This is a genomic window from Streptomyces sp. NPDC058650 (assembly GCF_042717315.1).
In the GTDB taxonomy this organism is placed as follows: Bacteria; Actinomycetota; Actinomycetes; order Streptomycetales; family Streptomycetaceae; genus Streptomyces.
On sequence record NZ_JBHXRL010000020.1, the window covers coordinates 99,055 to 119,499 of the forward strand.

Genomic DNA, 20,445 nt, shown 5'->3' on the forward strand with positions numbered 1-20,445 from the left:
GGTCGTGGCCGGTGGGACGGCGGCGGTGGCGGTGGCGGCGCGAGTCGGCCGCCGCCGTCGCCGTCGCCATTGGCGTTGCCATTGGCGTTGCCGTTGCGGGGATGTGGTCGTCGGCGAGGTGGCGGCGGAGAAGGCCGCGGCATGGGGCTGCCGAAGTCGCCCCGCATGCAGGGAGGTTCGCGTCGGTGACACGACGCAAACGCTCGCCGCCCTCGCAGACGAGCGGGGGCGGCGAGCGTTTGTGCCTCGTGTGCACCGGTGCGGGCAGAGCCGCTTTCGGGACGTACGGCGAGGCCGATGTCTCCCCGGAGGAGACGGTGTGTCAGGTCGTGGTCAGGGGGACGGCGGTGAGGCGCAGCGTGTCGGGCGCCGGCCTCGGTGCCGGTGTGATGTGCAGTCGCTGCGTTCGCTCGCTGTCCGGCGGCGGCAGTTCGGCGAGGCATGCGCAGAGCTCGTCGGTGAACCCGGCGAACCGGTACGCGACTTCCATGACCCGGTTGCGTACGGTCGGCCGGAAGTCCGCGACCAGGTGGGCGCCGGCTGTCGCCGCCTCGTTGACCAGCCAGTTCAGCACGGTGGCGCCGGCGCCGAACGACACGACCCGGCACGAGGTGGCCAGGAGCTTCAGGTGCCACGCCGCCGGAGCGGTCTCCACGAGCGCGACGCCGACCGCGCCGTGCGATCCGAAGCGGTCGCTCATCGTCACCGCGAGGACCTCGTGGCGTGTGTCGTCCAGGAGAGCGCGCAGGTCGGCGTCGGAGTAGTGGACGCCGGTCGCGTTCATCTGGCTCGTGCGCAGTGTCAGCTCCTCCATCCGGGACAGGTCGTCGTCGGTGGCTCGGCGGATCTCCATCACGAGGTCCAGCGAGCGCAGGAACTCCTGCGACGGCCCGTCGAACGACTCCTGCTCGGCCTGGCGCCGTACGTTGGCCTGGTACATCTGGCGGCGGCGGCGCGAGTCGACCGTCACCGTCGCCGGGGTGAACTCGGGCAGCGTCAGCAGGTCGGGCACCGACTCGGCCGGGTAGCAGCGCACCTGCGGCAGGTGGAAGGCCACCTCCGCGCGTTCGGCAGGCTGGTCGTCGACGAAGGCGATCGTGTGGGGGGCGAACTTCAGTTCGTCGGCGATCTCCCGTACCGACGACGACTTCGGGCCCCACCCGATCCTGGCGAGGACGAAGTACTCGGCGACGCCGAGGTCCTCAAGGCGCTGCCAGGCGGGGCCGTGGTCGTTCTTGCTGGCGACGGCCTGCAGGATGCCGCGGGAGTCGAGCTCGACGATGGTCCGGTGGACCTGGTCGTCGATGGCCACGTCGTCGCCCTCGAGGAGGGTGCCTTTCCACAGGGTGTTGTCCAGGTCCCAGACGACGCATTTGACGGTGGTGGTCGGTTCGTCGGGTGGCAATGGTCCGCTCACTGCGCCTCCTCCTGCCGGTGTGTGCTGTTTCGGGTCGTCAGTGCGTGTCGGGCGAGTTCGAGCTGGCATATCTCGCTGCTGCCCTCGATGATCTCCATCAGCTTCGCGTCCCGGTAGGCGCGGGCGACCACGTGGCCGTCCGACGCGCCCGCCGAGGCCATGATCTGCATGGCCGACGCGCTCCCGTGGACGGCCTGGGTCGCGCTGACGTGCTTGGCGAGAACGGTGGCGATCACGAGGTCCGGGGAACCCGACTCCCATTGCTCGCCGGCGTGCCGGCACACCGCGGTGGCGATCCGTTCGGCGGCGTAGAGTTCGGCGATCCTGCGGGAGACCAGTTGGTGCTCCGCGATCGGTTTGCCGAACTGCCGTCGTGATCTGGCGTGTTCGGTCACCGCGCCGAGGCAGCCGCGCAGCATGCCGACGCAGCCCCATGCCACCGACATCCGGCCGTAGGCCAGGGCGGTGGTCACCAGGAACGGCAGCGACAGGCCGGTGCCGCCGAGGACGTTCGCGGCCGGCAGGCGTACGCCGTCCAGGCGCACCTGCGCGTGTCCTGCCGCGCGGCAGCCGATCGGGTGCGGGATCTTCTCGATCCGTACGCCCTCGGCGTTCGTCGGTACGACGACCGCCGCCGCGTTGTCGCCCGCCCTTGCGATGACGACGATCAGGTCGGCGTAGGCCGCGGCGGTGATCCACGTCTTGCCGCCGTCGATGATCACCGTGTCGTCGTCGAAACGCAGTTCGGTGGTCATGGCGCCGAGGTCGCTGCCGGCGTCCGGTTCGCTGAAGGCGACGGCAGCGAGGCGGCCGGCGGTCAGCTGTGGCAGGAACACGTCCCGCTGGTCGCGGGTGCCGAGGCGTTGTATCGTCCACGCCGCCATGCCCTGCGAGGTCATCACGCTGCGCAGGGAGCTGCACAGGCTTCCGGCGTGGGCGGTGAGGTTTCCGTTCTCCTGGCTGCCCATGCCGAGTCCGCCGTATTGCTTTCGCACTTCGGCACAGAGCAGGCCGGCGGCACCGAGTTCGCTCAGGACGGTTCGTGGGATCTCGCCGGCGACGTCCCATGCGCCGGCGTTGTCCCCGACGAAACGCCAGATGTCCTCGTGTCCTGAGGGGAGTGCGTCAGACATCGCTGTCTGCGGCAGACTCTGCCTGGAGTCGGCCGACGAGCGCGGCCATGCTCTTGACCGTGCGGAAGTTGGACAGTTGCAGGTCCGGTCCGGCGACGGTCACGGAGTAGGCCCGTTCCAGGAACACGACCAGCTGCATGGCGAACATGGAGTTGGCGAGCCCGGTGGCGAAGAGGTCCTGGTCCGCCTCGGGGCGGGTCCGGGTCTGCTCGGCCACGAACCGGGTGATCTCGTCGATGACGGCGTCGGCGTCGACGGGCGCCTTTTCGGTCTGCTGTTCCGGGGTCATGACTGTGCCTCCTTGTAGTTGTAGAAGCCGCGGCCGCTCTTTCGGCCGAGTTCGCCTCGCCGGACCTTTTCGAGAAGGAGCTCGCTGGGGCGGCACCGCTCGTCTCCGGTGCGGGCGTACAGCGCCTCCAGGGCGTCGACGAGGTTGTCGATGCCGATCAGGTCCGCAGTGCGCAGCGGGCCCGTCGGGTGGCCGAGGCAGCCCTGCATGAGGGTGTCCACGTCCTCGACGGTGGCGGTGCCGGCGCTGACCACCTGGGCGGCATCATTGATCATCGGGTGCAGGAGCCGGCTGGTGACGAAGCCGGGCGCGTCGCGGACCACCACCGGCCGTCGGCCGATTCGGGTCAGCAGGGAGAGCACCGATGCGACGGTGGTGTCCGTGGTCTGGGGGCCGCGGATCACCTCGACCATCGAGATCAGGTACGCGGGGTTCATGAAGTGCGTTCCGATGAGGTCGCCCGGGCTTTTCACCCACGCGGCCATTTCGTCGATGGGTATGCCGGAGGTGTTGGAGATCAGGGGGGTGCCGGGCCGGACGAGTGCCGATACGGCGGCGAGGACGTCCGCTTTCCTCTCGGGCAGTTCGGTGACTGCCTCGATGACCACCGCGGCGTCCGCGACGTCGTCCAGCGAGAGTGTGGTGCGCAGCTTCGCCGGGGTGCTGCCGGCCGGCAGCGCGCCCGTCAGCTGTGCGTGCCGCAGGCCGTTGGCGGACGCGGCGGTGGCGCGTTGCAGTACGCCCTCGTCGATGTCCACCAGTACGACGGGCAGGCCGTGGCCGACGACGAGCGTCGAGATCCCGGTGCCCATGACGCCCGCGCCGACGATGGCTATGAGCGGCTCGTCCATGACGCCTCCTCCAGACCGAGTGGTTGGTAGCTGCCGGAGTCGGGGCCGATCCAGTAGCGGGTGCGCTGGAACGGGTAGCCCGGCAGGGACACTCGCCGCGGTCGCGATGTGCCGCGGAAGGCGTCCCAGTCGATGGTGACGGTGGCCTGCCACAGCTTGCCGACGGTGTCGAGCAGGGCGGCGAGGTCGGATCGGCTCCCGTGCGCGGGTGTCAGCGAGGGCAGTGCCACCAGTTGCTTCGCCGTCTCGTGCCGGGCGGCGGTTTCGGTGAGCGTGCTGCCGGGTCCGATCTCCAGCAGGATCCGGTCGGGCTCGTCTGCCAGTTCTCGCAGGCCGTGGGCGATGGGGGCCGGCTCGCGGAGGTGGCGGGCCCAGTGGGCGGGGTCGACGGCGTCCTGGGGGGTGATCCAGGTTCCGGTCGCCTGGGAGATGTAGGGCAGCGTCGGTGGCGTGAGCGCGTAGCGCGCCACCTTGGCGGCGAACTCGGAGGCGTGCGCGTCGAGCAGGCCGTCCGTCCCGGCGCGGGAGCGGATCTCGGCGCGGGCGGCGGTGGCGTCGATGGCGTCGGCGAGGTCGATCACGCCGGCCAGGCAGGCTGCCACGTACTCGCCGTCGCCTTCGCCGATCATCGCGGTGGGGTGTACTCCCCATGACTGCCATAGCCGTGCGAGGGCCCACTGCAGGCTGAAGGCCGCGGCCGGTATGCCGCGCGGGTCGTCGTGTGCTGGCTGCGGGCCGTCCCAGGTGGACGGGAAGAGCAGGCCGCGCAGGTCGTAGCCGAGCAGGGGACGGGCCAGTTCGGCGCAGCGGTCCACGTCCTGGGCGAATTCCGGTTCGCTGCGGTAGATCGCCGTGGCGGCGTCCGGCCGGTGGGAGTCGCTGCCGGGGAACGTGAAGACGACCTGGCGGGCTTTCACGTCGTCGGCGGTGTCCACGGCGCCGGGCTGTGCCAGTGCTCGCAGGGCGGCTGTCGCCTCGGTCCGGTCGCGGCACACCAGGTGTCGGCGGAGCGGGAACGCGCGGCGGCCGGCCTGCAGGGTGTAGGCGACGTCGGCGAGGTCGAGGTCGTCCGGGCGGTCCAGGCGGTCGGCGAGGTTGTTTGCCGCGTCCGCGAGGGCTTTGCCGCTGCGCGCGGACAGTACGAGCAGGTGCCAGTCGCGTGCGTTCGGCGTGGCGGCCTGTGGTGTCGGCGCTTCCTGGAGCACCACGTGGGCGTTGGTGCCGCCGACGGCGAAGGCGCTGACGCCGGCGCGTCGCGGTGTCGTGCCGCGTGGCCAGGGGCGGGCGGTGGTCGGGACGTAGAACGGTGTGCGGTCCAGCAGCAGTGCCGGGTTGGGTGTGTCGTAGTTGATGCTGGGCGGGATCTCGCCGTGTTCGAGGGCCAGTACGGCCCTGGCGAAGCCCGCGGCTCCTGCGGCGGCGTCCAGGTGGCCGATGTTGGCCTTGGTCGAGCCGATCGCGCAGAACCCGCGTTCGCTGGTGTTGAAGGCCTGGGTGAGTCCGGCCAGTTCGATCGGGTCGCCGAGGGGGGTGCCGGTGCCGTGTGCCTCGATGTAGCCGATGCTCTCCGGCGGCACGTCGGCGACTGCCTGCGCGGTGGTGATCACCTCGGCCTGTGCCTGCATGCTCGGCGCGTTGAATCCGAATTTCGCCGAGCCGTCGTTGTTGACCGCGCTGCCGAGGATGAGTGCGCGGATGTGGTCGTTGTCGGCGAGTGCGTCGCTGAGCCTGCGCAGCGCCACGACCGTGACGCCGTATCCGGGGACGGTTCCGCTGGAGGCGGCGTCGAAGGGCCGGCAGTGGCCGTCACGGGCGAAGATGCCGCCTGCGACGACCGGGTAGCCGCCGATCAGCGGGATGGGCAGGGCCACTCCTCCCGCCAGTGCCATGTCGCATTCGTGGCCCAGCAGTGCCTGGCAGGCGAGGTGGATGGCGACGAGCGAGGTGGAGCATGCCGACTGCACGGTCATCGCGGGGCCGCGCAGGTCGCACAGGTAGGCCGCCCGGGTCGCGAGGAAGTCCTTGTCGTTGTAGGGGCGGGCGGAGAAGGCCGACAGCGATCCGCGGAACCGCGCGTTGGCCAGGAGGTTGAGCGGCAGGTACTTGTTGGCGAAGCAGCCGGCGTAGACGCCCACGGCGCCGTCGAACCGTGACGGGTCGTGTCCGGTGTCTTCCAGCGCGTGCCAGACGCATTCGGCGAAGATCCGCTGCTGGGGGTCGCTGATCTCCGCTTGTTCCTTGGTGTACCCGAAGAATCCCGCGTCGAAGTGGTCGGCGTCCTCGATGACCGCGGCGGCGGGCACGTAGTCGGGGTGGGCCACCATCTCCTTCGGCCATCCGGCGTCGGCCAGCTGCTGGGTGCTGAATCGGGAGACCGATTCGACGCCGTCGCGCTGGTTGCGCCAGAACGCCTCGATGGTGGGGGCTCCTGGGAGCCGTCCGGCGAGCCCGACGACCGCGATCGGCTCCATTGCGTCTTCCGTCCCGGTACTCACCCAAGGCTCCCATCGGCTCGATGCCGTGTCGAAGAGTTCACTGGCACGCTCATGTCCCCGTCCTGCCCGCGCGGCGCGCGGCGGCCTGTTTGGCGCCGCGGCGGGCGGCTGCCCGTGCGGTGGCCGCGCCGACCGCCTCGTCGGGCCCTTCGGCCGGCTTGCGGTCGATGGCTTCGGCGAGTGCGCGTGCGGACGGGTAGCGGAACATGTCCACCAGGGAGAGTCCGCTGTCGCGGTGTTCGAGCAGGCGGGCCCTGGCCACGACCACGAGCAGGGAGTTCCCGCCGAGGGCGAAGAAGCTGTCGTCCAGGCCGACCCGTTCCACGCCGAGGACGTCCCGCCACACGTCGGTGACCAGCCGTTCGGTCGCGTTCGTCGGCGGCGCGTACGCCGTGGTGCCCTCGGGGCGCGTGTCCGACAGGTCGGGCAGTGCCCTGCGGTCGACCTTCTTGTTCGGGGTCAACGGCATCGCGTCGATGGGGTGGAGGGCGCTGGGCAGCATGTAGCCGGGCAGGCGTGTGGCGAGGAAGGCGCGCAGTTCGGTACCGGTGGTGGGCCGGTCGGTTGCCGGGACGTAGTAGCCGGTGATGCGTTGTTCCGCGCCGGTGCCCCGGATGACGGCGACCGCCGAGTGGACTCCCGCGTGTTCGGCGAGTGCCGTCTCGATCTCGCCGAGTTCGATGCGGTGGCCGTGGAGCTTGACCTGGTCGTCGATTCGGCCGAGGAATTCGAGTGTGCCGTCGGGTGTCCAGCGGGCCAGGTCGCCCGTTCGGTAGACGCGTGCGCCGGGCCGGTCGGTGAACGGGTCGGGCGGGAAGCGTTGTGCGGTCGTCTCGGTGCGGTTGAGGTAGCCGCGGACCACGCCGTCCCCGCCGAGCAGCAGTTCTCCGGGTACGCCCGTCGGGCACAGCCGTGTGTCGCGGTCGACCACGTAGGCCCGTACGTTCGCCAGGGGCCGCCCGATGGTCACCGGGCTGCCGTCGGGGGGGATGTGGGAGGTCGTGGCCCAGACCGCGGCCTCGGTGGGCCCGTACATGTTGTGGACCGTGCCTGCGACGGTGTCGGCGAGTTCGCGGGCCAGGTCGGCGGGGAGTGCTTCGCCGCCCACCAGCAGCCGGTCGAGGCGGGGCAGTTGGGCGCGGGTGTCCGGGTCGGCCAGCAGGGCGCGGGCCAGTGAGGGTGTGCACTGCAGGTGGGTCACCGCGTGCTCGCGCAGTTGTTCGGCGATCGGTTCCTCGGCTTTTGCCAGCGCGGCGTTCCTGCGCTCGTCGCTGATCTCCCGGACGGTGGTCAGGTGTGTCAGGGCGTCGAGTGCCGCTTTCTCCTCGACGCCGAAGTCGATCAGGCAGGCGACCTCGTCGACGCCGGCGGCCTTCATCCGGTCCACCATGTCGGCGCAGACCTGCGGTGTGCCGAGCAGGCTGGCGGTGGCGAAGAACCGGTCGAAGGCCCGGTCGACCAGTTCCCGCAGTTCCCTGGGGGGCAGTGCCTTGAAGTCCTCGGCGCTTCCGGTGGTGGCGCCGAGCGAGGCGATCAGGTCGAAGGAGGTCTCCAGGTAGCGGCTCATCGGCTCGCGGACCAGCTCCCGCACTTCGTCGAGGTCGGAGCCGACGAAGGTGTGGACCATGACCGCCACGTGGCCGTCCCCGGGTCCGTGGCCGTGCTCGCGCCAGGTCTTGCGGTACAGCGCGATCTTCTCGGCGAGCTCTTCCAGGCTGTGCCCGAGCAGGTGGGTGAGCACGCCGGTGCCGGCCTCGCCCGCCATCCGGAAGGTTTCCGGGTGCTTGGCGCTGGTCAGCCACACCGGCAGCTCCGGTTGGACGGGCCGGGGGAACACGCCGACCTCGACCTCGGCGCCGACGCCGTTGCGCCGCGGCACCTTCTCGCCGCGCCACAGCTTGCGGACCTCGGCGAGGCCGTCCAGCATCAGCTGCTTGCGCTTGTCGTAGCGGTCCGGTGCGAGCGTGAAGTCGTTGGCGTGCCAGCCGGAGGCGAGGGAGATGCCGACCCGGCCGGCCGAGATGTTGTCCACGGCGGACCATTCCTCGGCCACCCGCAGCGGGTCGTGCAGGGGCATCACCACGCTGCCCGCGCGCACCTGGACCCGCTCGGTGACCGCGGCGACGGCCGCCGCCGTCACCGAGGGGTTCGGGTACAGCCCGCCGAACTGGTGGAAGTGGCGTTCGGGGGTCCACACGGCCGTGAAGCCGTTGCGGTCGGCGAACTTCGCGCCCTCGAGCAGCAGGCGGTAGCGGTCGGCCGAGCTGGCTTCGGAGTCGCTGCCGAAGTAGAGCAGGCTGAAGTCGATGTCGCGGGCGCGGGCCTGGGCCGACGCGGCCGATTGCGCGGCGGCCTGGGCCGACGGCAGGGGCGGTTCGGCGCGCAGCACGATCCGGTGGCCGTGCGTCAGCGCCCACAGCAGTTCGACCACGGAGATGTCGAAGGAGACGCTGGTGACCGCGAGCCAGGTGCTGGGCTCGTCGGCGCCGAAGACGTCGTTCATCCCGGCGAAGAGGTTGGCCACGTTGCGGTGGGTGACCATGACGCCCTTGGGCTGTCCGGTGGAGCCGGAGGTGTAGATCACGTACGCCAGGTTGTCGGCGGTGATGGCCGGGGGCGGGTTGTCGGGCGGGCCGTCCGGTGTCCCGGTCAGGTCGGGGACCACGACGTGGGCGGCGCCGAGCCGGCCGGCGGCCGCGGCGGATGTGGAGTCCGCCACGACCAGCCGTACGCCGGCGTCGCCGACCATGAACGCCAGTCGGTCGCGCGGGTAGCCGGGGTCCAGCGGGAGGTAGGCCGCACCCGCTTTGAGGATCCCCAGCAGGGTGACCATCAGCAGGGAGGTGCGGCCGAGGTGGACGCCGACCGGCTCGTCCGGCGCCACGCCGAGTCGGCGCAGCTGGCCGGCGAAGCGGTCGGCGAGCCGGTCGAGCTCGCGGTAGGTCAAGGTGGTGTCGGCGGCGACCACGGCGATGGCGTCGGGTGTCGCGGCCGCCCGCTCGGCCAGCAGTTGGTGCACCAGGGCGTCGGCGATCTCGGCCCGGGTGCCGGTCTGCCAGCCGGTCAGGGTGGCGAGTTCGTCCGCCGGCAGCACCGTCAGTTCGTCGACGGGCCGGTCGGGGGCGTGGGCGGCGGCGGTGATGACGTTGACGTACCGCTGGGCGATCCGTTCGGCGGTGGCGGTCTCGAACAGGTCCGTGCTGTATTCCAGGCGCCCCGTCACGCCGGCGGGGGTGCGGGTGAGGCTGAGTGTGAGGTCGAACCTGGCCGCGCCGGTGTCGCCCAGCACCGGGTGCACCTGGCAGCCGTCCAGGCGCAGTCCCGCTCCCTGCTCTTCGTGGCGGTAGCTGAACAGCACCTGGAACAGCGGGTTCTGGGCGAGGTCGCGGTCGGGGTGCAGCTCTTCGACGAGTTTCTCGAAGGGCAGGTCCTGGTGGGCGAGCGCTCCCTTGACTTCCGTCCACAGCCGCTGGATCAGTTCACGGAACGTCGGGCGGGAGGTGAGGTCGCAGCGAAGTACCAGGGTGTTGGTGAAGAACCCGATGAGGTCGGCCAGTTCGGGCCGTTCCCGTCCGGAGACGGGGGTGCCGACCACGACTTCGTCCTCGCCGACGTGTGCCCGCAGCAGCACCGCGAAAGCGGCGAGCAGGACGCTGTAGAGGGTGACGCCTTCCGTCCTGCCCAGTTCCTCGAGCCGCTGGATCGCCGCCGGCGGCAGTTCGAAGGTGAGCGCGGCGCCGCGGTGGCTCTGTACCGGGGGGCGGGCGTGGTCGGTGGGCAGGTGCTGGGCGGGCAGGCCGGCCAGCCTGTCCGTCCAGTAGGCCAGCAGCCGGTCGAGTTCGGGCCCGGCCAGCGTGCTCTGCTGCCATTCGGCGTAGTCGGCGTACTGCATGGGCAGGTCGGGCTCGGGCCGTTGTCGGCCGGTCAGGGCGGCCCGGTAGTGGACTTCGAGTTCCCTGCCGAGCGTGGCGACCGACGCGGCGTCACAGGCGAGGTGGTGCACGGTGAGCAGCAGCCGGTGCCGCTGTTCGCCCAGGCGCAGCAGGCGGGCGCGGATGACGTGGCCGGCCACCAGGTCGAACGGGGCGCCGGCTTCCTCGTCGGCGAGCCGCGCCGCCTCGTCGGGAGTCCGGCCGGGTGCGGTCAGGTCGATGACGGGGATGGTCAGGGGCGTGGGCGGCAGGGCCACCTGGTGCGGGGTGCCGCTGGTGGAGCGGAAGGCGGTGCGCAGGATCTCGTGGCGCCGTACGACTTCGGTCAGCGCCTGTTCGAGCGCCGTGCGGTGCAGCGGGCCGGTGATGTCGTAGCCGAGGGGGACGTTGTAGACCGCGCTGCCCGGCTGTAACTGGTCGAGGAACCACAGTCGCTGTTGCGCGTAGGACAGCGGGGCCGGACCGTCCTCCTCGCCGGCTCCCGGTTCGATGGCTGCGCTCACTGCTGCACCTCGGTTTCCTGCGTGTCGCGCAGGTGCGACTCGTCTTTCCCGTCCGCGGGCGGGGCGGTTTCGGACAGCGGCTGCACGGCGGTGCGGCGGGTGCGCGGCCTGATGGGGGCGGGGCCTGTTGCCGGTGCTGCCGTCGCGGCGGTGACGGCGTCGGCGAGGCCGGCCACGGTGGGGTGCTGGAGGAACGTGGAGATCGGCACCTGGACGCCGAAGGCCTCGTTCACCTGGGCGACCAGGCGGGCCGCCAGCAGGGAGTGGCCGCCGGCGCGGAAGAAGTCGTCCGCGCGTCCCAACGGCTGGTCGTGGAGCAGCGCCGAGGCGAGTCGCGCGACGCGTTCCTCCGTGGGGGTTCGCGGTGCCTGCCGCGCCTCGGGTTCGGCCGGGGTGCTCGGCGCGAGGGCGGCCAGGGCGTCGTGGTCGACCTTGCCGTGTTCGGTGAGCGGCAGGGCGTCGAGGAGCACGATCTTGTCCGGGACCATGTACACGGGCAGCCGGTCCTGCAGGAACGCCAGCAGTTTCTCCTCGGGGGCGGCTTCGGCCGGGCCGTCGGCGCAGGCGTACGCCGTGAGTGAGGCCTCGGCGCCGGCCGCGGTCGCGCGGGCGAGGACGACGGCGTCGCGTACGTGCGGGTGCTCCCTGAGTGTCGCCGCGACTTCTTCGGGCTCGATCCGGAAGCCCCGGATCTTGACCTGTTCGTCCGCGCGGCCGAGGAATTCCAGCTGCCCGTCGGGGCGCCAGCGGACCAGGTCGCCGGTGCGGTACAGGCGTGCGCCGGGCTGGTCGGCGAACGGGTCGGCGAGGAAGCTCTGCTCGGTGAGTTCCGGGCGCTTGACGTAGCCGCGGGCCACCGCCGTGCCGCCGAGGTGCAGTTCGCCGCGGACGCCGGTGGGCACGGGCTGTCCTTCGGCGTCCAGGACGTGGGCGTTGATCCCGCTGATCGGCCTGCCGATGGGCGGGCGCGGTCCTTCGGGGTTCGGCGGGACGAGGCCCGCTGTCGCCACCACGGTGTTCTCGGTGGGTCCGTAGTGGTTGAACAGCCGGAACGGCAGCCCGTCGGAGGGCGCTGCCGGCAGCACGTCGCCGCCGGTCAGCAGCGTGCGCAGCGCGGTGTCGGCCGGCCACGGCTCGGTGAGCGCGGCCGCGGCGACGGGGGTGGGCAGGAATGCCGTGGTGATCTTCTCGTCGCCGAGCCAGCGCACCAGTTCCGCCGGCGCGGCGCGCAGGTGCGACGGGACGACGTGCAAGGTGGCGCCGGCCGCGAGGGTGGGCCAGATCTCCCACGTCGAGGCGTCGAAGCCGGGGCTCGCGAACAGCGTGGTGCGGTCCGCCGGTTCGAGGGCGTACTCGGCCAGGTGCCAGGCGACCAGGTTCGCGAGCCCCCGGTGCTCCAGTGCCACGCCCTTGGGCCGGCCGGTGGATCCCGAGGTGTAGATGAGGTACGCCAGCCGGTCCGAGGTGAGCTGGTCGGCGTGGACGGGCTCGTCGGTGGGGTCGGCGTCCAGGTCGAAGACGTTCAGGCTCTGTGCGGTCTCCGGCAGCTGCAGCCGCGTCCCGGGTGTGGTGAGGATCTTTCGCACGCCGGCGTCCTGCAGGATGAACGCGATCCGCTCGGCCGGGTAGCCGGGGTCCACGGGCAGGTAGCATCCGCCGGCCATGAGCACCGCGAGTTCGCCGACCACCAGCTCGGGGGAACGGTCGGCGTACACCGCCACCGGTTCCTCGGCGGTGATGCCGGATTCGCGGAGCCGGTGGGCCAGTTGGCCGGCGCGCTGCCACAGCTGTCCGTAGCTGAGCTGCCCGTCGGGCCAGCGCACCGCGACGGCGTCCGGCCTGGTGTGCACCTGCCGCGCGATCAGCTCGGTCACCGGTCGGGCGTCGGCCGCTGCGGGCCCGCGGGCCCAGCTCTCGAGCTGGTCGGCTTCCGCGTCCGGCAGCAGGCGCAGGGTGCCCACCGGCGTCTGCGGCCTGGCCACGGCGTCGGCGAGCAGGGTCAGGTAGTGCGTGACCATCCGCTCCATGGTGGCTTCGTCGAACAGGTCGGCCGAGTGCTCCCAGATCATGGCGAGGTCGTCGTCCTCGGGGCGGGGCTCCCGGCCCAGGCGCTGCTCGGCGCGCGGGATCACGATCACGTTGAGGTCGGCCTTGGCCGAGTTGTTGGAGCGTTCGGTGACCCTGCCGGTGAGCCCGCCGAAGTCGATGTCGGGCACCGCGGAGTCGTGGAAGCTGAACATGACCTGGAACAGCGGGGTGCGCGAGGGGTCACGGGCCGGGTCGATCGCGTCGATCACCGCGTCCACCGGGGTGTCCGACCAGGCCAGCGTCTCGGCGACGCTCTGCCTCACGTTCGCCAGCAGGTCGCTGAACGGCTGGTCGGCCGACACCTCGGTGCGCATGACGAGCGTGTTGACGAGCATGCCGAGCAGCGGCTCCAGCTCGGGCACGTTCCGGTTCGCCGCCCCGGTGCCGACGAGCATGTCCCGCTGCCCGGTGTAGCGGTACAGCAGTGCCGCGAAGCCCGCGTACATGGTGGAGAACAGCGACACCCGGTTCTCGCGGCTGAAGGCGCGCAGCTTTCGGGCCAGCTCGGCGGGGATCCGGATCCGCGGCGCCCTGCCGCGGAAGGTCATCACCGGCGGCCGCGGCCGGTCGGCGGGCAGCTCCAGGGTGTCCGGGGCACCGGCGAGCCGGGCGGTCCAGTGGTCGACGTGCGCGCGCAGCACCTCGCCGCGCATCCAGTCCCGCTGCCAGATCGCGTAGTCCGCGTACTGGACGGCCAGTTCGGGCAGCGGTGAGGGCTGTCCGGCGGCGAAGGCCGGGTAGAGGGCGCGCAACTCGTTCAAGAACACCGACAGCGACCAGCCGTCGTGGACGAAGTGGTGTTCGACGTGGAGGAAGGTGTTGTGCCCGTCCCCGTGGCGCAGCAGGACCCAGCGGGCCAGCGGCGGCGCGGTCAGGTCGAACGGCTCGCGCAGTTGCGCGGCGACCACCTCGTCGGCCTGCTCGGCGGGGACGTCGAGCACCCGCAGCGACGCCTTGGCCTGCGCCAGCGGACGCTGGTAGCCCACCCCGTCGACGGAGACGAAGGCGGTGCGCAGGACCTCGTGCCGGCGGACGATCTCGTCCAGCGCCGCGTGCAGGGCCTCGACGTCCACCTCGCCGTGCAAGGACACCGTGGCCTGGAAGTTGTAGGCCAGGTTGCCGGGCGAGAGCTGCTCGAAGAACCAGACCCTCTCCTGCGGCAGGGACAGCGGGATCGGCCGGTCGCGGTCGGCTCGGCGCACCGGCGGTGCGATCGGTGCGATCGCCTGGGCGACGACTTCGCGGCCGCTGTCCTTTGCCTCGGCGGCCCGCTGGTCGACGATCGCCGCGAGCGCGGCGACGGTGGGCGCGCCGAACAGCTCGGGCACGCTCACCACGGCGTGCAGCTCCGCCGTGATACGGGCCGCGAGCCCCGCGACGAGCAGCGAGTTCCCGCCGAGGGCGAAGAAGTCGTCGTGCACGCCGACCTCGGTGCCGCCCAGCAGTCCGGCCACGATCCGCGCCAGTGCCGCCTCGGTCGGGGTGCTCGGCGCCACGGCGGTGTCGGCCAGGCCGGCCGCTGTGCGGTCGGGGGCGGGCAGCGCGGCGCGGTCGACCTTGCCGTTGGGTGTCAGCGGCAGCGCGGGCAGTACGACGAGCGCCGCCGGCACCATGTAGGCGGGCAGCCGGGCCTCGACGAACTCGACCAGCTCGGCCGTGGGGGCGTCGGTGACCACGTAGCCGACCAGGCGCGCGTCGGGGCGGCCGGAGTGTTCGACCGCCACGAAGGCGTCCCGGACGCCGGGGTGCTGCTTGAGGACCGTGGCGACCTCGCCGGGTTCGATGCGGAACCCGCGGATCTTGGCCTGGTCGTCGTAGCGGCCGATGTACTCGAAGACCCCGTCGGGGCGGCGGCGGACCTTGTCGCCGGTGCGGTACATGCGCTGCCCGGGGGCGCCGATGTCCGGCACGAAGGCCGCTGCCGTGCCGGCCGGGTCGTGCAGGTATCCGCGTGCCACGCACGCGCCGGCCAGGCACAGCTCGCCGGCCTCGCCGTCGGGCACCGGGTCGAGTCCGTCCAGCACGTAGCAGCGCACGCCGTCGACGGGCACGCCGATCGGCGGCGGCACGATTCCTCCCGGCAGCACCTCGCCGGCCGTCACCTTCACCGTGGCCTCGGTCGGCCCGTAGAGGTTGACCACGGTGAACGGCAGCCCGTCCGGCACGCCGCGCTGCATCGCCGATCCGCCGGTGTGCAGGGTGCGCAGCGCCGTGTGCGCCGGCCAGGTCTCGTCGAGGACGGCCTCGGCCAGCGGGGTGGGCAGGAAGGTCACGGTGATCTGCTCGTCGGCCAGCCAGGCGGCGAGCGCGGGCGGCGAGGTGCGCACCTCGGCGGGCGGCACCACCAGGGTGGCGCCGGCGGTCAGGGTGAACCAGATGTCCTGGACGGACACGTCGAACCCGGGGCTGGCCAGCAGGGTCGAGCGGTCCTCTCGCCGCGTGCGGTAGGTCTTGTGGTGCCAGTGCATCAGGTTGGCCAGGCTCGCGTGGGTCACCGCGACGCCCTTGGGCCGGCCGGTGGAACCCGAGGTGTAGATCACGTACGCCAGCGCGGCGCCGTCGGGCCGGGGCGGCGGCGGGAGGGCCGCGCCGGAGGGTTCCTCGGTCAGGTCGACCAGCAGGACGTCGTCGCCCAGCGGCGCCCCGCCGGACACCAGCGGCGCGGTGCTGAGGACCGCGGAGGCGCGGGAGGCCTCCAGCAGTTGGCGGATCCGCGCGGCGGGGTGGGCCGGGTCCAGCGGCAGGTAGGCCGCGCCCGCCAGCAGCACGGCCAGCTCGGCGACGACCAGTTCCGCCGACCGGTCGGCGTAGACGGCCACGACGTTGTCCGGGCCGACCCCCCGCTTCGTGAGGTCGGCCGCCAGAGCGGACGCGTGCGCGGCAAGGCTTCGGTAGGTCAGCCTCAGGTCACCGTCCTGCACCGCGATCGCATCCGGTGCCTCGGCCACCCGGGCGTGGAATTCATTGAGCACCATCTCGCACGTCATCCTTCACTGCTGAGGGTGGGTGGCTGGATTGGCTTACTCCGCGGCCCGGCGCAGGCCCAGCGGGCGCATGTCCGTCCAGGCCTCGCTGATATGGGCCAGGCATTCCGCCTCGGAGCCGCTGACACCGTCCCCGCGCCAACCGGAAGGCAGGTCGCGGTCCGCGGGCCAGATCGAGTACTGCTCCTCGTCGTTGAGTACGACCACATAGGACTGGGTGTCGCCGTCCATGGGTTCCTCCGGTTCGGCGGGATACGGGCTGGTCTGCTGCTGGTCGTGCCCCTTGCGGCCGCCGTGCCGGGTGTCGCGGCCGTCGTGTCGGGCACCGCGGCCGTGGGCGCGGGGACGACGGACAGGGCGAGCACCGGCACTGCGGAAGATCGCGAATACGACATGGGTGCGGAGCCCCACCACCGAGTGCTGCTCCGAGCGCGGTTCGAGGGCGGCTCGGATACTGCCGGCCGCCCCGGCACGGTCAAGGCGACCGGGCCGCCCGCACACTCGACGACCGACAAGCACCGGCCGCCGTGTGCGGACCCCGAGGCCACGGCCGTCGGTGAACTACCGTCCCCCATGCGTTCCACTCCGCCAGCATGGGTCGCAACGGTTCCCGCCAATAGAGTAGGGCGATTACTCCGGCGGTCCGTTAGATCAAGAAATGAGCGGAAGGCGGTGATCTCCCACCGACGGAAAAGAGCCGGTGATAAAGGGGCCGGCGACGAGGTCCGACGATACGCCCGCGTTCCGCGTAATTCGGAGCCTCTGGAGCAACGGCATGCCTGCCGGCCTGCGACTTCACCTCTCCGGGCGCCGCAGGCCGTTTCTCCAGGACTCGACGATTCCGCAGGTAGCGGGGATTCCGGATCGGACGCGCCGGAGTGCGGAACGGCCCGATATGGGAGCCGGTGACGAGGAGCCGGTGACGGGCGAAGCGTGAGGCCTTTCACGCCATCCCCGCGAAGGCCGACTCGTGCCCGGCGACCGGGCAGGACCGCTCCCCCGGCGGGCCTCGACTCCCCCGCCGGAGGCCCGCGGGATGCCTGGCCCCCCTTGGCGATCGCCGCTCCGCCACTCCGTCGCTCGTAGCGCATCCGAATCGGTTTCGTCTCGTTGATGTCGGTATGAGCACTATGAGCGCCTTTCCTTCCTCCTTGTCGTCCTCGCCGGCCGCGGAGCCGGAGAACGTGGCCGGGCCGGTGTCGGCTCCTGAAGGAGGGGGCGGGTCACAGCTGTTGAGGGTGCAGTGTTTCAACGTGTCGCGTGACGGGTTCGGCGCCGGCGAGGGGCAGAGCCTGGAGCGGCCCTTCGGGCACGCGGACCCCAGCGCCCTCTTCTCCTGGGCCGGCGCCACCGCCAGCTGGGTGAACCGCACCGACCCCGGCGGCACGCGCGGCCTGGACGACTACCTGACGCGCGACCATGCCCGCAACATGGGGGCGGAGATCATGGGGCGTAACAAGTTCGGCCCCCAGCGCGGCCCCTGGGAGGACTACGAGTGGCAGGGATGGTGGGGCGACACCCCGCCGTTCCGCGCGCCGGTCTTCGTCCTCACCCATCACGTACGCCCGTCCTTCACCCTGGCCGACACCACCTTCCACTTCCTCGACGCGACACCGGCCGAGGCGCTGGCGCGCGCGAAGGAGGCGGCGGCCGGCCGGGACGTGCATCTGGGTGGCGGAGTCAGCACCATCCGCGAGTTCATCGAGGCCGACCTGGTCGACACGATGCACATCGCCGTCGCGCCCGTCGACATCGGTCGGGGCGAACGGCTGTGGAAGAGCCCCGACGAGCTGCTCGACCGCTTCCACATGGAGTCGGTGCCGAGCTCCAGCGGGGTCACCCACCTGCTGTTCTGGAGGCGGTGAGGCGGCGGCCTGACGCACGGTTCCCCGGCACCCGGGTCCGGGTGCCGGGGAACCGTGCCGTTGTCGGGGCTTTTCGAAGGTGAGCGGTCCGGTTCGCTCGGGATCGCGGTGCTTTATCCGATGGCGCCTCGGCGCCTTGGCAATATGGAAGATGCCCGGCTCCCCCACCGCCTGCCTCAATTGAGGCACAGCCAGGCGGTGGTGATTGCGAGCAGAGGGGCATCGAGGCATGAGCGAAATCGGCGACGACTCGGAAATCGTCAAGTTCATCTACTGGGACAACCTCACCTACGCGCCCCCGGGATCGCGCGACCCGGAGAAGTGGGACGCCGGGCTCGGGGCCCAGATTTATGAGAGCTATCTCGACCACTGCGTCGAGGCGGAGCGTCTTGGCTATGCCGGTCTCAGCATGCCGGAGCATTTCGGCCCGTCCTCGCTGGTCACGCATCCGAACATCATGCTGGCGGCGCTCGCCGCGAGGACGACCAGGGCCCGGATCATGTCGGGGGTGAACCTCGCCCTGCTGCACAATCCGCTGCACCTGGCCGAACAGTTCGCCATGATCGACGTGCTCTCCGGCGGCCGGCTCGAGGTGGGTCTCGGCCGGCGCGGCGACCGTGCCGCTTTCGAGCACGCGGCCGATCTCGTCGACGGCGTCCTCAACCAGATCGACCACCCGGTGCCGAAGGCCGATCTGACGCCGGCGCTGGCGCCCTTCGCGCAGGACATCGAGACCGCGAGGGTCACCGTGTGGCCCCGGCCGGTCCAGCGGCGCGTGCCCCTGTGGGTGGCGGCGGAGACGGACGGGTCCCTGGCCACCGCGGCGCGCCGCGGATGGAACGTGTTCACGGGACTGAACCTCGACCCGTCCGCGGGCGGCATGTCCAAGGTCAGTGTGGACGAGATGGTCACGCGCCTGCACCGGTATATCGAGATCGGCCAGGAAAACGGGCACGCATTGTCCATGTCGAATGTTTCGGCGAGCTGCTTCACCGTTATCGCGGACACCGACAAGGAAGCCGCCGAGATCGTGCGCGATGGTTTCGCTTCGCACGTGGAAGCCGCCGGCGGGCATTTGGCGCGGCTGGCCGGGGCCAATCTCACCGACAGCTCGCTGGAAATGCTGGCGAAGGAGGGCGACACCGGCGTGCAAGGGGTGTTCGAAGCGCCGGCGGACTCCTACCTCAGGAATCCGTTCGCCCTCGTGGGATCGGCCGAGACGGTCAAGGCGAAGCTGGACGCCCTGGTGTCGGCCGGGTTCAAGCGGTTCGTGCTGCTGTGCGGCGGCGTCGGCAACGCCCACGAGGTCGGCTGGCAGTCGGCGACGGCCATGGCCCACGATGTGGCGCCCGAGCTCTTCTCCGCCGCGAAGGCCGGTCTGGACGAGACGGCCTCCTGACCCGGTGCCCCGGCCCGGCGGACGCCCTCCCCGGTGCGTCCGATCCGCCGGGCCGGGGCGTTCCCCGGTGGCGCCATGGCCATTTCCCTGTGCGCGTGACGCGCTGTTCCTCCGGCGGCGACCGTCCGGGCGCACCCCTTTTGAAGGAGCCTTCGTGTCTTCCCTGACCGCAGTGGCCGACGGGCTGGACTTCCCGACCAGCCTGGCCTTCGACAACGACCACGGGGTGTATCTGGCCGAGTCGGGCCTGCCGTTCGCAGGCGCCGCGCCGGGCGGCCGGATCTGGCGGATGGGCAGGGACGGCGCCGGCCGGCGGCTCGTCGCCGACCAGCTGGCCGCGCCCGTGACCGGGCTTCTGTGGCACCAGGACCACCTGTACGTGTCCGAGGGCGGTGCCGGGCGGATCACCCGGATCGGCCCCGACGGGAAGCGCACCGTCATCGTCGACGGCCTGCCCGGCCCCGGCAATTACCACGTCGACATGGCGGTGGCGGGCCCCGACGGCAAGCTGTACTTCGCCCAGGGAGCGATGTCCAACCTGGGGATCATCGGACTGGACGCCTACGAGCTCGGCTGGCTGGGCCGCCTCCCGCACGCCTATGACGTTCCCGGGCTCGACATCGAGCTGACCGGCGTCAACGCCACCACCCGCGACCCGCTGTCCGGCACACCCGACGCGCAGGCCGTCACCGGCGCGTTCGCGCCCTTCGGCACCGCCACCCGACCCGGTCAGCGGATCGCGGCCGAACTGCCCTGCACCGCGTCCGTCATGCGCTGCGATCTCGACGGCGGCAACCTGGAACTGGTGGCCTGGGGCATCCGCAACGCCTTCGGGCTCGGGTTCCTTCCCGACGGGCGGCTGCTCGCGGTGGACCAGGGAGCGGACGACCGGGGCAGCCGGCCCATCGGCAACGCGCCCGACCTGCTGCTCGAGATCCACGAAGGAGCCTGGTACGGCTGGCCGGACTTCATCGGCGGAATCCCGGTGACCGACCCCCGGTTCGCGCCCGAGCGCGGCCCCCAGCCGACGTTCCTGCTCGCCGGTCACGACCGGCTGCCGCCCCCGGAGCAGGCCGTGCTCGACTTCGAGGCACACGTCGCGGCGACCAAGTTCGCCGTCGCCCCGCCCAGTTCCCCGTTCGCCGGACAGCTCGTGGTCACGCTGTTCGGGGACGAGGCCCCGATGACGCTTCCGCCGGGCGGGCCGCAGCTCGGCCGGCACCTGCTGATGGTCGACCCGGACGACTGGTCCACCCGTGGCCTGCAAGGCGAGCCCGAGCTGCACCGGCCGATCGACGTCGGGTTCGCGCCCGGTGATCCCGCCCTGTACGTCCTGGACTTCGGCCGGTTCGAGATGACCGACCACGGTGTCGAGGCCAAGGCGGGGACCGGCCGGCTCCTGCGCTGGGAGGGCTGGGACGGGCCCACCGCCTCCGCCGCCTCCGCCGACTGAGCCGGCCCGCTGAGCCGGCCCGCGGGGGCTGGGGCA

The 20,445-nt window shown here is 71.7% G+C and carries 11 protein-coding genes; 3 read left to right on the forward strand and 8 right to left on the reverse strand.

Going from position 1 to position 20,445, the window contains the following annotated elements; genetic code table 11:
• Positions 1–322: 322 nt before the first annotated feature.
• From ACFWWU_RS29195 to ACFWWU_RS29230, 8 genes are all read right to left on the reverse strand, one after another.
• A complete protein-coding gene (locus tag ACFWWU_RS29195; RefSeq protein ID WP_384149394.1) occupies positions 323–1,417 on the reverse strand; it encodes an HAD-IIIC family phosphatase in 1,095 nt (364 codons plus the stop codon).
• Positions 1,414–2,550 (reverse strand): acyl-CoA dehydrogenase family protein, encoded by a 1,137-nt coding sequence (locus tag ACFWWU_RS29200; RefSeq protein WP_384149396.1) that lies wholly within the window; start codon positions 2,548–2,550, stop codon positions 1,414–1,416. Before ACFWWU_RS29200 ends, ACFWWU_RS29195 begins: the two co-directional genes overlap by 4 nt.
• Entirely contained in the window at positions 2,543–2,839 is a 297-nt protein-coding gene (locus tag ACFWWU_RS29205; protein ID WP_384149398.1) for an acyl carrier protein, read from the reverse strand. Before ACFWWU_RS29205 ends, ACFWWU_RS29200 begins: the two co-directional genes overlap by 8 nt.
• Positions 2,836–3,690 carry a 3-hydroxyacyl-CoA dehydrogenase family protein gene (locus ACFWWU_RS29210; RefSeq protein WP_384149400.1) on the reverse strand — a complete coding sequence of 285 codons (855 nt, stop codon included), beginning with the start codon at positions 3,688–3,690 and terminating at the stop codon, positions 2,836–2,838. Before ACFWWU_RS29210 ends, ACFWWU_RS29205 begins: the two co-directional genes overlap by 4 nt.
• Positions 3,672–6,161: a type I polyketide synthase gene (locus tag ACFWWU_RS29215; protein WP_384149402.1), complete on the reverse strand. Its 2,490-nt coding sequence runs from the start codon at positions 6,159–6,161 to the stop codon at positions 3,672–3,674. Before ACFWWU_RS29215 ends, ACFWWU_RS29210 begins: the two co-directional genes overlap by 19 nt.
• Positions 6,162–6,234: 73 nt before the next feature.
• Positions 6,235–10,620, reverse strand: a complete 4,386-nt coding sequence (locus ACFWWU_RS29220; RefSeq protein WP_384149404.1) for a MupA/Atu3671 family FMN-dependent luciferase-like monooxygenase — start codon at positions 10,618–10,620, stop codon at positions 6,235–6,237.
• On the reverse strand, positions 10,617–15,683 hold the full coding sequence (locus ACFWWU_RS29225; protein WP_384149406.1) for an amino acid adenylation domain-containing protein: 5,067 nt from the start codon (positions 15,681–15,683) through the stop codon (positions 10,617–10,619). Before ACFWWU_RS29225 ends, ACFWWU_RS29220 begins: the two co-directional genes overlap by 4 nt.
• A gap of 45 nt (positions 15,684–15,728) precedes the next feature.
• On the reverse strand, positions 15,729–15,923 hold the full coding sequence (locus tag ACFWWU_RS29230; RefSeq protein ID WP_384149498.1) for an MbtH family protein: 195 nt from the start codon (positions 15,921–15,923) through the stop codon (positions 15,729–15,731).
• A gap of 965 nt (positions 15,924–16,888) precedes the next feature.
• Here ACFWWU_RS29230 and ACFWWU_RS29235 point away from each other — a divergent pair.
• The 3 genes from ACFWWU_RS29235 (at position 16,889) to ACFWWU_RS29245 (ending at position 20,409) form a co-directional block, all read left to right on the forward strand.
• A complete protein-coding gene (locus ACFWWU_RS29235) occupies positions 16,889–17,557 on the forward strand; it encodes a dihydrofolate reductase family protein (protein WP_384149501.1) in 669 nt (222 codons plus the stop codon).
• 229 nt (positions 17,558–17,786) lie between these two features.
• Entirely contained in the window at positions 17,787–18,956 is a 1,170-nt protein-coding gene (locus tag ACFWWU_RS29240) for an LLM class flavin-dependent oxidoreductase (RefSeq protein WP_384149408.1), read from the forward strand.
• A 154-nt stretch (positions 18,957–19,110) separates the two neighbouring features.
• Positions 19,111–20,409 carry a PQQ-dependent sugar dehydrogenase gene (locus tag ACFWWU_RS29245; protein ID WP_384149410.1) on the forward strand — a complete coding sequence of 433 codons (1,299 nt, stop codon included), beginning with the start codon at positions 19,111–19,113 and terminating at the stop codon, positions 20,407–20,409.
• The last annotated feature ends 36 nt before the right edge of the window (positions 20,410–20,445 follow it).

Bases quoted from the DNA above. Each gene is read 5' to 3' on its own strand.
- ACFWWU_RS29230 (WP_384149498.1), bottom strand. From the start codon at position 15,923: ATGGACGGCGACACCCAGTCCTATGTGGTCGTACTCAACGACGAGGAG.
- ACFWWU_RS29205 (WP_384149398.1), bottom strand. From the start codon at position 2,839: ATGACCCCGGAACAGCAGACCGAAAAGGCGCCCGTCGACGCCGACGCC.
- ACFWWU_RS29215 (WP_384149402.1), bottom strand. From the start codon at position 6,161: ATGGAGCCGATCGCGGTCGTCGGGCTCGCCGGACGGCTCCCAGGAGCC.
- ACFWWU_RS29225 (WP_384149406.1), bottom strand. From the start codon at position 15,683: ATGGTGCTCAATGAATTCCACGCCCGGGTGGCCGAGGCACCGGATGCG.
- ACFWWU_RS29200 (WP_384149396.1), bottom strand. From the start codon at position 2,550: ATGTCTGACGCACTCCCCTCAGGACACGAGGACATCTGGCGTTTCGTC.
- ACFWWU_RS29240 (WP_384149408.1), top strand. From the start codon at position 17,787: ATGAGCGAAATCGGCGACGACTCGGAAATCGTCAAGTTCATCTACTGG.
- ACFWWU_RS29210 (WP_384149400.1), bottom strand. From the start codon at position 3,690: ATGGACGAGCCGCTCATAGCCATCGTCGGCGCGGGCGTCATGGGCACC.